Here is a 13,985-nt window from a genome sequence, read left to right on the forward strand (position 1 = left end):
GCTTTAATTTTTTTATTTAAAGTTTTTTCAAAAAAGTATTGCGCTATTTGTATATGCCGTGCTATTATAAAAAGCGTCGTCACAAACAAGACAAGTTTTGTACGAGCCATTAGCTCAGTTGGTAGAGCATCTGACTTTTAATCAGAGGGTCGAAGGTTCGAGTCCTTCATGGCTCACCATTTATCTTCAATAGAAGATAATAGTTAACATATGGCCCCTTGGTCAAGTGGTTAAGACACCTCCCTTTCACGGAGGTAACACGGGTTCGAATCCCGTAGGGGTCATTGGCATTTGATTGTTGGCAAGTGATTGGCAAGTCCGGTCTTCTTGCTGACGATCAATACTATAAAAATTTGGTCTGGTAGTTCAGTTGGTTAGAATGCCTGCCTGTCACGCAGGAGGTCGCGGGTTCGAGTCCCGTCCAGACCGCCATACATATGGCTCAGTAGCTCAGTCGGTAGAGCAAAGGACTGAAAATCCTTGTGTCGGCGGTTCGATTCCGTCCTGAGCCATTATAAAGAGGAAGCTTACAAATGTAAGCTTCTTTTTTATTTGTAACAAGTGAAATGTTATTGTAATAAAACATCCAAATATTTACTAAAACTGGTCGAGGTTTGTCTGATTTTGTTGAAGTTGGTAAAACGATAATACCTACTAGAAACGTTGGTATAATAAGTTTTCCCTATAGATATTGGATAAATAGCATATGAAACCCCTTCCACTAAGAACTCCTACCTATGTAGTAAAATGTCAGCTATTATACAATTTTGTTACATTATCAAGACTAATCGTTATTTAAATTGAATTTATGATAAAGTTATAAAGTAGGAAAAGAGGGAAATTTCTTTTGTGGTTATAAAGTACTAGATTAAGAGAGTTGTTTCCGTAATTTAGGAGGTTCCAATGTTATTTTTTAATAAAGGAATAAAATCAAGTAAATTAAAGAAAAAACAATCTTTAAAAACTGCTGTTATGACAGCGTTTGCGGCTTCTGCTCTCGTATTTAGCAGCATGTCAGCAAGTGCTGCAGGAACATTTAAGTTAACGACTGTATACCATGTTTACCATGATCAACAATATATAGGCACAGTTTCTGATAAAGTGGTTGTCGAAAAAATTGTCGAAGAAAAAGCGGCTGAGTTTAAAGAAGCCACCAAGGATTTAAACGTAGAATTTGGCTCAGATATTGAGTACATAAAAGAACAGGTTTTTCATTCCACAGCAAATGATACAAAAACAGTTCAAGACCTTGAGAGTGTAATCCAACTTCAGGCTGAAGCTTCCTCCATCATTATTGAAGGAAAGCCAGTTGTTTTCTTAGAAAACAAAGATCGTGCGGAGGAAGTTATGAATAAACTGAAACTTACCTATGTCACTCAAGCTCAATTAGATGAGTTAGAGACTAGAAAAACTGCACAGTCAGCACAGTTACCACCACTGAAGGAAAATGAGACTCGTATTTTAGACGTAAGAGCATCAAAAAATGTTTCATTTGATTTAGAAAAAGTTTCGCCAGATAAAATTATGTCAGTTGAAGAAGCTGTTACCTTTTTACAAAAGGGTACGTTAGAAGAAAAGAAATACGTAGTCCAGCAGGGCGATGTTCTAGGAACAATTGCTAATAATCATGGATTAAAATTAAATGAATTTTTAGCATTAAATCCTGGCCTTAAAGAAGACACTGTTGTGAAAGTTGGACAAGAGGTTAATGTTACTGCATTAAAGCCATATCTTGAAATTATTGTCGATAAAGAAGAAAATAAAAAAGAGCCGATTGCATTTGCAAATGAAACAGTAGATGATGCGAACATGCCAAAGGGCGAAACCAAAATTCAGCAAGAAGGTAAAAATGGAGAACGCTCTGTTAACTACCGAGTTTCTACACTTAATGGAACAACAATTAGCAGTGAAATAACTAGTGAGGTTGTACTTACTCAACCAGTTAATCATATTGTGGTTAAAGGAACAAAGGTTATTCCTTCTCGCGGTACTGGAAACCTTGCATGGCCAACAGTAGGAGGCTATATTTCAAGTAAGCAAGGTTATCGATGGGGTAAAAACCATAAAGGAATTGATATTGCTAGACCTAGCGATAGAACAATAAAAGCAGCTGATAATGGTAAGGTTGTATCTGCTGGCTATGATGGCGGCTATGGTAATAAAGTTGTTATAGATCACCAAAATGGCTTGCGCACGGTATATGCTCACCTTTCATCTATCTCTGTAAGTGTTGGACAGACAGTTTCACAAGGTTCAGCCATTGGTATTATGGGCACGACTGGGGATTCAACTGGAATTCACTTGCATTTTGAAGTTTACAAAAATGGAGCCCTTCAAAATCCGTTAAACTATGTACATCAATAATTCAACATTTTTTTAAAAGAGTCTCTACTAGTACTAGAGGCTCTTTTGGTGTTAAATACTACTAATAGATGAATTACAACAGAAACCATGGTAAAGTAAACTAGAGTAGAAATGCCATTTAATCATTATCAATAGATTTTTTTAAAAAAAGGAGCAATGGGTATATGGAAAAGAAAATTCTCGTAGTGGATGATGAAAAGCCGATTGCGGATATATTGCAATTTAACTTAAAAAAAGAGGGTTACGATGTTTACAGCGCTTATGATGGAAACGAAGCTCTCGTGATGGTAGAAGAGATACAGCCAGACTTAATTCTCTTAGATATTATGCTTCCATTAAAAGATGGAATGGAAGTATGTCGTGAAGTCCGTAAGAAATATGATATGCCAATTATTATGCTGACAGCTAAAGATTCAGAAATAGATAAGGTATTAGGCCTCGAGCTAGGTGCAGATGATTATGTAACCAAGCCGTTTAGCACGAGAGAATTGATTGCCAGGGTAAAAGCGAACCTCCGCCGCCATCAAGTTGTTACCTCTCAAAGTGATGAGGAAGTTGAAACAAATGAAATCGAAATTGGTTCACTTACGATCCATCCAAATGCATATGTCGTTTCAAAACGAGGAGAAACCATTGAACTGACACATCGTGAATTTGAGCTTCTCTACTATCTTGCCAAGCACATCGGACAGGTAATGACTAGAGAACACCTGCTGCAAACAGTGTGGGGATATGACTATTTTGGAGATGTTCGAACAGTAGATGTTACCGTCCGCCGTTTACGTGAAAAGATTGAAGATAATCCAAGCCATCCAACGTGGATTGTCACCCGCAGAGGAGTGGGCTACTATTTACGTAACCCAGATCAGGAGTAGTTTTCTACATGAAAAAAGTTAGTTTTTTTCGTTCCATACATGTAAAGTTCGTTATTATCTATGTACTGCTCATATTGGTTGCGATGCAGATTATTGGCGTCTATTTTGTCAGGCAGCTCGAAGAAACATTGCGGACAAATTTCCAAACTTCAATAAAAGAACGCGTCAATTTACTAGCCTACAATGTGGTTGAAGAGATGGAAAAGAAAAGAACCCCGGAAGATCCGACCCTCGAAGATGAAATTAGAAAAATTCTTCGAGATTTTGAATCTCCTGATATTTTTGAAGTTAGGGTGATAGACGCGAAGTCTCGTAAGATCTTAGGAACTTCTGACGCTGACCAAGGCGTGGTTGGCCAAAGGACAACAGAACTTCGGATTACACAGTCCATTAATCTTGGGGAAGATTCGAGCAGTATCAGAATAGCTCAAAAGGGCGGCCATCGTATATGGGTTCTTTCCACTCCAATAAAGTCAGGTAATATTGTTATTGGAGCCATTTATTTAGAAGCTAAGATTGAAAATGTATTTACGCAAATGAAAACTATAAATGGTATTTTTGCAACTGGTACAGGTATTGCCTTAGCGATTACCGCTATTTTAGGGATCCTTCTGGCTCAGACGATTACCAGACCCATCGCGGATATGAAGAAGCAGGCATTAGCCATGGCGAAAGGGAACTTTTCGCGCAAGGTTAGAGTATATGGCCAGGATGAAATAGGGACATTAGCTGTTACCTTCAACAATCTAACGAAAAAGCTGCAAGAAGCTCAAGCTATGACTGAGGGAGAAAGAAGAAAGCTTTCCTCTGTCCTATCTTATATGACAGATGGAGTGATTGCGACTGACCGAAAAGGCAGGGTGATCTTGATCAATGAACCAGCAGCAGAGATGCTGAATGTTTCACGTGAAACAGTTCTCTCGCAGCCAATACTCTCTTTATTAGGATTAAGTGATACAAACACCTTTGAAGATCTATTAGAGGAAAGTGATTCGTTAATTCTTGATTATAGTACGAAAAAGGAACCTTATATTCTTCGTGCTAACTTTTCAGTTATTCAAAAAGAGACTGGATTTGTGAATGGCTTGATTGCTGTTCTTCACGATATAACCGATCAGGAAAAAATTGATGCGGAAAGAAGAGAGTTTGTTGCGAATGTATCGCATGAGTTAAGAACACCGCTCACCACCATGCGAAGCTACTTAGAGGCATTGGCTGATGGTGCGTGGAAGGATGAAGAAATTGCTCCTAACTTTTTAGAGGTAACGCGGACAGAAACGGAAAGAATGATCCGTTTGGTTAATGACCTTCTGCAGCTTTCCAAATTAGATAGCACAGATTATCGCCTCTCTAAGGAATGGGTGAATTTTGTAGACTTCTTTCACCGTATCATTGACCGATTTGAAATGTCAAAAAGCAAAAATGTTAGTTTTAAAAGATCACTGCCAACTCATGCTATTTTTGTAGAAATAGACGAAGATAAAATGACCCAGGTACTTTACAATATAATTTCCAATGCACTTAAATATTCTCCTGAAGGCGGCCTGGTTACTTTTTCGATAAAAGAGGAAGAGGAAAAGGTTATAGTCAGTATTTCAGATGAAGGTATGGGAATTCCAAAGGAGAACATCGGAAAAATCTTTGATCGTTTTTATCGCGTAGATAAAGCAAGAACTAGAAAATTGGGCGGTACAGGGTTAGGATTGGCCATTGCAAAAGAAATGGTGAACGTTCATGGAGGCATGATTTGGGCTGTAAGTGAAGAAGGAAAGGGCACGGAGATATCCTTTTCACTACCATATGAGCAATCTGAAGAGGATGAATGGTCATGAAATACGAAAGCAGTAAATCAGTCATATTAACAATTCTCATTATGGTTAGTATTGTATTAACCTGGAATCTTTGGACGTACCAGCCTAAATTTGACCTGATGGAAAATGGTAATAATGTTCCAGAGGTTACTTTAAAAGAAAAACGTGAACTTCATGAGATCATCAGACCAGATTTAATGCTTTTTCATAGTAATGGGCAGCATTATGGAACAACGAATGCCGTTGAGCTTAATGAGATTATGAGTGAAATTAGGAAATGGTCCATCTATGATGTTAAGGATTACTCAGATCAAGTGGAGGATATAAAGGAACTAGTCCATGGAAGCGGCAATGCCGAACTTGTCTTTCCAACGGATATTCCAATAGATATTTATCGAAGTGTATTGAAATTTGAAGAGAAAAGAATTCCTGCGTTTAATTTTAACCGCATTATTATTGATGTTAATAATTCTGAAAAGGGAAATGGAACAGTATACTTTATTTCTGCTGATTTTCAACAGGTTTATATGAGTCATATTTCTCCTGCATTATTGAATGAATTCAACCGTGACTTTTTTAAAAGGGCAGATCAGTATCAACGTTATTTCGCCTATGAAGTAACAGAGCAGCGGACTGTTTTTATTCCTGATGGAGAGTTAGAAATGATGGAATATACCTATTTGCCGGTGGTTTTAAACTCTGATGCATTTAAAGAGGCATTGTTCAGCGACCCGAGTTTCGTACAAAGGGGCACCGTTTCAGGGGTAGAGGAATTTAGTGATGTTTCGAGTAAAATGACCGTTAATTACGATACCAATATGCTGAACTATGTTAACCCAACTAGAGAGTCTGATTATGTAGATAATGCTTATGATTTGTTAATGAGAAGTATTGATTTTATTAACGGTCATGGAGGATGGACAGACACCTATCGTTATGTTGAAAAGGATGTTAAGAGGAAATCTGTAAAGTTTCGTCTGTATAATATGGATGGATACCCTGTCTTTAATAGCAATGGAATGTCAGAGATTAGAGAAGTATGGGGCAGAAATGAGATCACCAGATATGTCAGGCCCAATATTGCGCTAGAGCTTCCGTTAACGACAGAAATGGTAAGTGTAACCCTCCCTTCAGGGTCAGAGGTATTGGGATATCTTAAAAGCAGAAAGAATTTTAAACCAGAATTACTCGAAAAACTTGTTTTAGGTTACGAGATGACAAGGGAAAATGATGAAAATAAATTGATCCTCCTAGAGCCTGCTTGGTTTTATCGGTATAACCAGACATGGGGACAAATCACGAAGGAAGACCTAGGGGGCGTGTTACATGGATTGGAGTAAGATAAAGACTATTTTTATCATAACGTTTTTGATACTAGATGTTTATCTTTTATTTCAGTTTATGAAGGTAAGAGATGCGAATAAATATGAAGTCATTACTGAGGCCAAATTTGAGGAAAAGCTGGAAGCAGATGAAATACGTTATAAAGAGATGCCAAAGGCGCCGATTGAAGATCAGTATCTTAGTGCAAAGCCAAAAATGTTTACCAAGGATGATCTTACAAAGCTGAAAGGGCAAACAGCTCTTCTAAAGGAACCCAGTACGACACTTCAAGTGAAAATCGATAAGCCGATTCAATTAGATACAGAGTTTGAAGCTGCTGAGCTGACTCCTTTTATTAAGGATAATGTTTTGTATGGAGATCAGTATCAATTTTGGAAGAAAGATGATAAAAAAAATACGCTTGTTTATGCGCAGCATTATGGGAATATGACCTTATATGAAAATCTAAGCGGAAGAATTACTTTTCATATTGATGATAAGAACCAAATTATATCCTATGAACAAACCTTTTTAGAGGATATTGTAAAAATGACAGATAAGGAAGAAATCCTCCCTCCTTTGAAGGCGTTGGAAACCCTCCATCAAAAGGGTGTTCTAAAGCCAAAAACCAAGATTACAAAGGTTGAACTTGGGTATTCAACATTAATTCAGCTTTCCGCTTCGCAGGCTTTAGCACCGACATGGCGTTTTGTGGTGGATGATAACGAAAGTTTATATGTGAACGCGCTAGAAGGACAGATTATAGAATTTAACAGCGATGAAATTAGGGACGAGGAGTGAAATAGTATGTCATTACGTTATAGCATTTTAGCGAGCGGGAGTACGGGGAATTCGCTTTATGTAGAGTCAGACGAGCACTCCTTTCTCGTAGATGCAGGATTTAGCGGGAAACAAATGGAAGCATTCTTTCAACATATAGATCGTGATATTAGTAAATTATCAGGAATTTTTGTAACCCATGAACACAGTGATCATATTAAAGGTATTGGGGTGCTGGCACGTAAATATAAGCTGCCTGTTTATGCAAATGAAAATACCTGGAGGGCAATGGAGCGGTTAGTTGGCGACATACCAACGGAACAAAAGATGATCTTTAGCACTGAGAGTGTAAAAAGCTTTGGTGCTACAGATATTGAATCATTTGGTGTTTCGCACGATGCGGCAGAGCCTATGTTTTATGTTTTTCATCACTCCGGTAAAAAATTGGTGCTGATTACGGATACGGGCTATGTCAGCGATCGGATGAAAGGAATTATCTCTAACGCAGATGCCTATATCTTTGAGTCCAATCATGATGTACAAATGCTAAGAATGGGAAGATATCCTTGGAATATCAAACGGAGAATACTGAGTGACCTTGGACATGTTTCAAATGAAGATGCAGCGATAGCGATGAGTGAAGTAATTGGAGACAATACAAAAAGAGTGTATCTGGCACATTTAAGCTTAGATAATAATATGAAGGACTTAGCTAGGATGTCGGTCGCACAAACCCTGCAAAGCCAAGGATTGATTGTCGGCGAGCAGTTTGACCTCTACGATACAGATCCTAAAGTTCCAACGATACTTACAGCTGTGTAAGGATAAGGACAAAGATATCTCATTGGTATCTTTGTCCTTTTTTTTATAAAATAGATTTGGAAAGAGTATTATTGTAAGTATAAGCCAAAATATAAATTAATTGCTTACGAAAGGGAGTGGTGAAAATGGGTTATTATGATGATCATTCACAGGAGCGCTACCAAAATAGAAAAGGAAAACGAGGCGGATTCTTTTTTGCCAGTATTGTCGGTGCAATACTTGGGGCAATGCTAGTTGTTATTTCAATTCCAGCATTATCTAACCAAGGATTTCTTCCTTACAATGTACAGCCAAATCATAACCAGTCTGCTGATGAAAACAATAATAATCAGGATAATTTTATTCAACAGCAGGTGTCATACGATGTAAATACCGATACTACTAAAGCCATTGATAAGGCTGCAGATGCAGTAGTTGGCATTAATAATATTCAAAACTCTAATTTTTGGTCCGATGAGTCCGGTGACGAACAAGACCCTGCAGGAACAGGGTCAGGTGTTATTTATAAAAAAGCCGGAGCTAAAGCATATGTTGTAACCAACCAGCATGTGGTTGAAGGTGCAACACAGTTAGAGGTCACTTTAAATGATGGTACAAAGATTCCTGCTAAATTAATGGGCGGCGATATATGGACGGATTTAGCTGTTCTAGAAATTAGTGCAGACAAGATTAAAAAGGTCGCTGAATTTGGCAATTCAGAGGCACTAAAAATGGGCGAGCCTGTTATGGCAATTGGTAACCCGCTAGGTGCCACCTTCTCTGGTTCCGTAACACAAGGAATTATTTCAGGGATTAATCGAACCATTCCAGTCGACATCAATCAAGACGGAATTATGGATTGGAATGCAGAGGTATTGCAAACAGATGCAGCCATTAACCCAGGTAATAGCGGCGGCGCACTCATTAACATTGCTGGACAACTAGTGGGCATTAACTCCATGAAAATTGCCCAAAACGCTGTTGAAGGAATTGGGTTATCCATTCCGATTAACTATGCAAAACCAATTATTAACGACCTTGAGCAGTTTGGTGTGGTAAAGCGTCCATATATGGGAGTGGACTTGAAGTCTGTGGCTGAAATTCCCGGTTATTATCAAGAGGAAGCATTGAAACTACCTAGAGATATTACCTACGGGGTAGCATTGCGTCAGGTTATACCTAACTCGCCAGCCGCACAGGCTGGATTACAAGAACTCGATGTTATTGTTGAAATGGATGGCGAAACCATCCACGACGTCATTGATCTTAGAAAGCATTTATATCAAGAGACAAAAATTGGCGATCAAATGGAGATCAAGTATTATCGAGAAGGTAAGTTGAAAACGACTAAAATCACATTAGCTGAGGATCAATCCTAATATATAAACAGAAAGGTTTTAACGCCTTTCTGTTTTTTTATGCTATGATAGGAAACTGAATGAAGTTGTTGAGGTAGTAAATAATAATGATAAAGTGGAACGTTTACATTTCGGGGGAATTATTGGGGATAACTTATCAACAGGCTGTGAATAGTGTCGAAATAACGATGTATATATTGTGGCGAACAAATGATTCCATACAAGATGTGGATAAAAATTGTGAATATGTGGATAACTTCTGTGGATAACTTGTTTGTAAACTGTTTGTAACATAAAAAAGAGGGTTGTGGATTGTGAATATCTTGATTGTTACGGTTGGAAAATTAAAAGAGAAATATTTAAAAATGGGAATTGAAGAATATTTAAAGCGATTGAATGCTTATGCAAAAGTGGAAGTCATTGAAGTGGCAGATGAAAAGGCGCCAGAGGAATTAAGTGAATCTGAGATGGTGCAAGTGAAGCAAAAAGAAGGAGAACGAATTTTAGCTAAGATTAGCCAGGATACCTATGTAATTGCGCTGGCCATTAATGGGAAAATGCAATCCTCTGAGGAGCTTGCGGATACGTTAGATAAATTAGCAACATACGGAAAGAGTAAAATAGCATTTATTATTGGCGGATCATTGGGGTTGAGTGATGAGGTACTAAAACGAGCGAACGAACATCTCTCTTTTTCAAAAATGACCTTCCCTCATCAATTGATGAAGCTGATTCTCGTAGAGCAAATTTATCGAGCTTATCGAATTAATCGTGGAGAACCGTACCATAAGTAGAAGCGGTTTTATTATTGGTTCAAGTTCGGACAAGGAATAGCTGAAAAGAGAGAGTGTGTCCGAAGCTGAGCTGACTTCGGACAAGGAAGAGCTGAAAAAGCAAGATAGTGTCTGAAGCAGTGGGGTCTTCGGACAAGGAAGAGCTGAAAAGGCAAGATAGTGACTGAAGTCGTGGGGTCTTCGGACAAGGGAGAGCTGAAAAGGCAAGATAGTGTCTGAAGCCGAGTCAAGTTCGGACAAGGAAGAGAAAAAAAGTGTGATTACCTCCGAAGAAATGTTGATCCTCCAGCAGAACAAAATTCATATATAATAGCAATCACTTGTTTTTCCAATCGGGGTTAAGTTTTTCTTTAATACCCTGCAAAATGTCCTTTTTGTTAAATCGACGTTGCACCACTCATAAATAGCTGTAGTCGTAATCCTCCGTTCAGGAAATAGTAGCTGTAATTCCTTCACATTCCGCAAAATGGCATCTTCGGTCTTTTCATGCCCCCTACACTTTTCGCAAATAAAATTATGGTTTTGTAAAGAAACCAAAAAGGAATTGCAATACTTACAATAAATTTTCTTAACCAGCTCCTCATATTGATTGTTAGGTACCTGTGAAAATGGACTTTTAGTTTGATGCAATGATAGCAATTTTTTGGCTAATTCTTCGTGCCCTTCATTCAACTTTGATGATGAAGTATTTATTCCTTTTAAAAACCGGTTAACCTGATTTGGAAGTATAATGGGATGGTCCATTTGCGCATTGTATAACGTAAATTCGGGGTTAATAAAGATTACGGAAGCTTCAACGAGGAAGTTAAGCTTGAGGTCCCGGAGCAGCTGGCGGAATTGTGATGTACATTTGTTTAATTGATCGATTGGATTTTTATATTCGCGACCGGTTTTAACGGAGTAAAATCGATCACTTTCCAGACAAAAGTCTCCTTCAAAGTTTTTCACATCCAAGAGACGAATCACATCCTATGATATAAGCGTTGAATCAATTTGAAAATAGGAATGGTTTATTTTTAGCAGCAAGTCATTGATGAAATATCTATCTTCTTGAAGAATTTCTGCCTTACGGTCAAATTCCACCTCACCTTCATAACCTTTTTCCAGGTTGAAATAATAAAACTTTTCTTCTTGTGATAACTTCATCCGCGTGTTTAATGATCGCATTTTCAACAATTCATCTGATTCTGTTCTTCCTCTAAGTAGCATAATCCACTTCCTTTCAACTTTCCTAAGTCTATTTTATAAAAAAATTGAACAGATGGGTGTGAATATTCCGTTAAATAATTACAGGTATTTTCAAATGCAATTTTATAAAAAAACTGCCGGTATAATAGGTGGGGTGAACCTTACCATAAGTAAGTGAGGTTTTGAATATCTCAAAAGTTCATCCCTAAAGAGCAGTATTATTGGTTCTCTAGGGACAGTTTTATTTCAGGTGATCCTCCATATTTCTTTATGAAATAGGTAATTTCTCTGGATTTATTGTTATATAAATTTCGGTTAATTTTTCATTACGAATATAAAAACTTAGGACACTATGAAACTTGCCATACATGTATATAACGATTGCTGGTTGATAGTTGATACTTTTTATTTCAAAGTATGAGTCTACAGGGGCTTTTTTTATAATTCCGTATATAAAGGCCATTACGTTAGCAGCAGATACAATTGGGCGTATTGCAGCATTAACTTTTCCTCCACCGTCGGAATATAGTGTGACATTGTTTGAAATTAGTTCTAATAATGTTTCTGTATTTTGCATTTGGAACGCTTCTATAAAGCGGTTAATGATTGCCTTGTTTTTCTCATAGTTTAAACTTTCATCTTCTACATCTGCGATTTTTTGCTTAGCCCTGCTAAAAATCTTTCTGCAGTTTTCTTCTCTTTTTTCAATCATAATAGCAATTTCTGAGTATGAGAAACAGAGCACCTCTCTTAGAAGGAGGACAACTCGCTCATCCGCTGTTAAATGTTCCATCATACGTAGATAGGCAATACTCAACCCCTCTTTTTGAATGACCATTTCACTTGGGTCTAAGGCATGCAATTTCTCTAGTAATAGCGGCTCGGGATTCCATGGTCCCACATATTGTTCTCGTTTATACCGTGCAGACTTAAAGAAATCAAGACACAGGTTGGTCAATATTTTGCAGAGATATGCTTTTTTATTCTTTATATTCTCATCACTTACTTGGTAAGCTTTTAGAAAAGTTTCTTGGACCATGTCTTCTGCTTCTGCTACTGAACCTAACATTCGATACCCTAATGAAAATAACAATGGTTTAAATAGCTGGTAGTCTTCTTTCGTGATTTGCATGATTCTTCCTCCTTTCATTCAAAGTAATTTCTTCAGCTGCTTGTTTTCCACTACTGATGGCAGCTTCCGCTAAAATGGAATCCGGCGAAGCCCAGTCCCCAGCTATATATAATCCTGGAATTTTTGTTTTAGAACTTTGTAACATGCCTTCATCCCCAATTTGAGGCAGGCGCTGATTAACCGTAATGTTAGGGATAAAACGTTTTGAAATGACATGCTGTTGCCAGCCTGGCTGCAGCTTATCTAAGAATCGTTCAAGCTCATATTTAATGGTACTTCCGTCTATGTGTTCATCTGGATGATGATATTTAAATACATGAAGAATGGCATTTCTTGAATCATCTGAAAGGCGTGCATAATTTGAGTGGACTGAATAATAGAGAGGTTTTGTGGTGTCCATAGCGAAAAGTTGTTTTTGGTTAGGCAGCTGTGTTAGAGCAACATCTAATGTTGCCCCTCGAACTGGTATCATGTGAGATAAAAATTCCCTCTGGGGAAACTCTATCTTTTTACTTAGCATTTCATTTAGTTCATGTGGGCCAGTTGTACAAATGACATACTTCCCCAGAATCTCCTCGCCATCTGAAAGAATTAATTTCATTTGGCCCTGTTGGGAGGGTTCCATTTGTTTTACAAAACGATGTGGTTGAACGTGAACACCTGAGGAGATGGCATTTTGATGAAGCTGATTGATCATTGTCATCCATCCACCATCTAGATAAAGTACGCCCCCCATTGCATTTTTTAAACAGGTTATCGCCACTTTTGCACTCATTTTTTCTGGAGCATGACAGTAGGTTGCCAGTCTGCCAAGAGTATAGAGCAGGGACCTTACTTTTTTAGATGGGGCAACTTGCCTGGCCCATTGTTGAAATGTCTGCTCTGCTAATCTTTCAGGTTCTGTACTCATTATTTTTAGCAAAACACCTACCCACTCCATACGTTCAGTTGTAGTAAAGAGACGAGTTGTAAAAAGTTCTAAAGGAGAAAATGGAGCAGTATATTCAGTATTATTTTCAACGATTATTCCACTTAATTTGGGTGATTTTCCGCGAAGACTAATACCTATTTCTTCGAGAATGGACTTGGCTTTTCCTTTCTTATAAAGAGCATGAGGACCAAGGTTAAAATATTGTTGATTCACCTTATTTGTTCTAGCCCTTCCACCAAGACTTTTTCCTTTTTCTAATAGTGTAATAGACAAATTGGTTTTTGATAAATAAGCGGCTGCAACATATCCTGCTAATCCGCCACCAACAATGACAATATCCCAGCTTTGAGTCATAAGATAACCTCCTAATTGTTACTTCATAATCCAAGACGAAATAGGTTGATAAATGTGACACGTTACGGTGAAACTTATCACCGTGGTTATTATCCTATCCGTCAAAAAGTTGAGTGCCTTACCAGTATACCTGTCCAATACATTCAAAATTTCCTTTCATATGATATAAAAGATTACAAATCGTTGAAAAGGACTTAATGAGGATATAAATCAGCCCTTTTTTTGTTGGAGATTCATAAAATATTTGAACGGATTAAAGACAAGGTACTCCTAG

Annotated in this window: 12 protein-coding genes and 4 tRNA genes; 12 read left to right on the forward strand and 4 right to left on the reverse strand. The window is 37.8% G+C overall.

Translation table 11 applies throughout. The features are described from left to right. Positions 1-103 precede the first annotated feature (103 nt). The 12 genes from H0184_RS19680 (at position 104) to rlmH (ending at position 10,106) form a co-directional block, all read left to right on the forward strand. Positions 104-179, forward strand: a tRNA-Lys gene (locus H0184_RS19680). Between the two features lie 33 nt (positions 180-212). Next, positions 213-284 (forward strand) — tRNA-Glu (locus tag H0184_RS19685). A 71-nt stretch (positions 285-355) separates the two neighbouring features. Then, positions 356-432 (forward strand) — tRNA-Asp (locus tag H0184_RS19690). 7 nt (positions 433-439) lie between these two features. Continuing rightward, positions 440-512 (forward strand) — tRNA-Phe (locus H0184_RS19695). A gap of 391 nt (positions 513-903) precedes the next feature. Then, positions 904-2,364, forward strand: coding sequence for a M23 family metallopeptidase (locus H0184_RS19700; protein WP_221827742.1), 1,461 nt, complete (start codon positions 904-906; stop codon positions 2,362-2,364). A gap of 164 nt (positions 2,365-2,528) precedes the next feature. Continuing rightward, on the forward strand, positions 2,529-3,239 hold the full coding sequence (yycF, locus tag H0184_RS19705) for a response regulator YycF (RefSeq protein ID WP_221827743.1): 711 nt from the start codon (positions 2,529-2,531) through the stop codon (positions 3,237-3,239). 8 nt (positions 3,240-3,247) lie between these two features. Then, a complete protein-coding gene (gene walK / locus H0184_RS19710; protein ID WP_221827744.1) occupies positions 3,248-5,071 on the forward strand; it encodes a cell wall metabolism sensor histidine kinase WalK in 1,824 nt (607 codons plus the stop codon). Next, a complete protein-coding gene (locus tag H0184_RS19715) occupies positions 5,068-6,390 on the forward strand; it encodes a YycH family regulatory protein (RefSeq protein ID WP_221827745.1) in 1,323 nt (440 codons plus the stop codon). The genes walK and H0184_RS19715 overlap by 4 nt, the downstream gene beginning before the upstream one ends. Beyond that, entirely contained in the window at positions 6,377-7,174 is a 798-nt protein-coding gene (locus tag H0184_RS19720) for a two-component system regulatory protein YycI (RefSeq protein ID WP_221827746.1), read from the forward strand. Before H0184_RS19715 ends, H0184_RS19720 begins: the two co-directional genes overlap by 14 nt. Positions 7,175-7,180: 6 nt before the next feature. Continuing rightward, positions 7,181-7,975: an MBL fold metallo-hydrolase gene (locus H0184_RS19725; protein WP_221827747.1), complete on the forward strand. Its 795-nt coding sequence runs from the start codon at positions 7,181-7,183 to the stop codon at positions 7,973-7,975. A 125-nt stretch (positions 7,976-8,100) separates the two neighbouring features. Then, positions 8,101-9,333: a S1C family serine protease gene (locus H0184_RS19730; protein ID WP_221827748.1), complete on the forward strand. Its 1,233-nt coding sequence runs from the start codon at positions 8,101-8,103 to the stop codon at positions 9,331-9,333. A 293-nt stretch (positions 9,334-9,626) separates the two neighbouring features. Beyond that, positions 9,627-10,106, forward strand: a complete 480-nt coding sequence (gene rlmH / locus H0184_RS19735; protein ID WP_221827749.1) for a 23S rRNA (pseudouridine(1915)-N(3))-methyltransferase RlmH — start codon at positions 9,627-9,629, stop codon at positions 10,104-10,106. A gap of 300 nt (positions 10,107-10,406) precedes the next feature. Here the strand turns inward: rlmH and H0184_RS19740 are convergent, their stop codons facing one another. The 4 genes from H0184_RS19740 to H0184_RS19750 form a co-directional block, all read right to left on the reverse strand. Then, positions 10,407-11,060 (reverse strand): nuclease-related domain-containing protein, encoded by a 654-nt coding sequence (locus tag H0184_RS19740; protein ID WP_260631689.1) that lies wholly within the window; start codon positions 11,058-11,060, stop codon positions 10,407-10,409. Between the two features lie 15 nt (positions 11,061-11,075). Then, complete coding sequence (locus H0184_RS27770) at positions 11,076-11,315, reverse strand: hypothetical protein (protein ID WP_260631690.1); 240 nt, start codon at positions 11,313-11,315, stop codon at positions 11,076-11,078. Positions 11,316-11,562: 247 nt separating this feature from the next. After that, positions 11,563-12,426, reverse strand: coding sequence for an RNA polymerase sigma-70 factor (locus H0184_RS19745; protein WP_221827750.1), 864 nt, complete (start codon positions 12,424-12,426; stop codon positions 11,563-11,565). Further along, a complete protein-coding gene (locus H0184_RS19750; RefSeq protein ID WP_221827751.1) occupies positions 12,392-13,711 on the reverse strand; it encodes a phytoene desaturase family protein in 1,320 nt (439 codons plus the stop codon). Before H0184_RS19750 ends, H0184_RS19745 begins: the two co-directional genes overlap by 35 nt. Positions 13,712-13,985 lie beyond the last annotated feature (274 nt).

It is taken from the genome of Neobacillus niacini, from assembly GCF_019749295.1.
Classification (GTDB): Bacteria; Bacillota; Bacilli; order Bacillales; family Cytobacillaceae; genus Neobacillus; species Neobacillus niacini_D.

Excerpts from the sequence above, each read along its gene's own strand:
- H0184_RS19700 (WP_221827742.1), top strand. The coding sequence starts at position 904 with ATGTTATTTTTTAATAAAGGAATAAAATCAAGTAAATTAAAGAAAAAA.
- yycF (WP_221827743.1), top strand. The coding sequence starts at position 2,529 with ATGGAAAAGAAAATTCTCGTAGTGGATGATGAAAAGCCGATTGCGGAT.
- walK (WP_221827744.1), top strand. The coding sequence starts at position 3,248 with ATGAAAAAAGTTAGTTTTTTTCGTTCCATACATGTAAAGTTCGTTATT.
- H0184_RS19715 (WP_221827745.1), top strand. The coding sequence starts at position 5,068 with ATGAAATACGAAAGCAGTAAATCAGTCATATTAACAATTCTCATTATG.
- H0184_RS19720 (WP_221827746.1), top strand. The coding sequence starts at position 6,377 with ATGGATTGGAGTAAGATAAAGACTATTTTTATCATAACGTTTTTGATA.
- H0184_RS19725 (WP_221827747.1), top strand. The coding sequence starts at position 7,181 with ATGTCATTACGTTATAGCATTTTAGCGAGCGGGAGTACGGGGAATTCG.
- H0184_RS19730 (WP_221827748.1), top strand. The coding sequence starts at position 8,101 with ATGGGTTATTATGATGATCATTCACAGGAGCGCTACCAAAATAGAAAA.
- H0184_RS27770 (WP_260631690.1), bottom strand. The coding sequence starts at position 11,315 with ATGCTACTTAGAGGAAGAACAGAATCAGATGAATTGTTGAAAATGCGA.
- H0184_RS19745 (WP_221827750.1), bottom strand. The coding sequence starts at position 12,426 with ATGCAAATCACGAAAGAAGACTACCAGCTATTTAAACCATTGTTATTT.
- H0184_RS19750 (WP_221827751.1), bottom strand. The coding sequence starts at position 13,711 with ATGACTCAAAGCTGGGATATTGTCATTGTTGGTGGCGGATTAGCAGGA.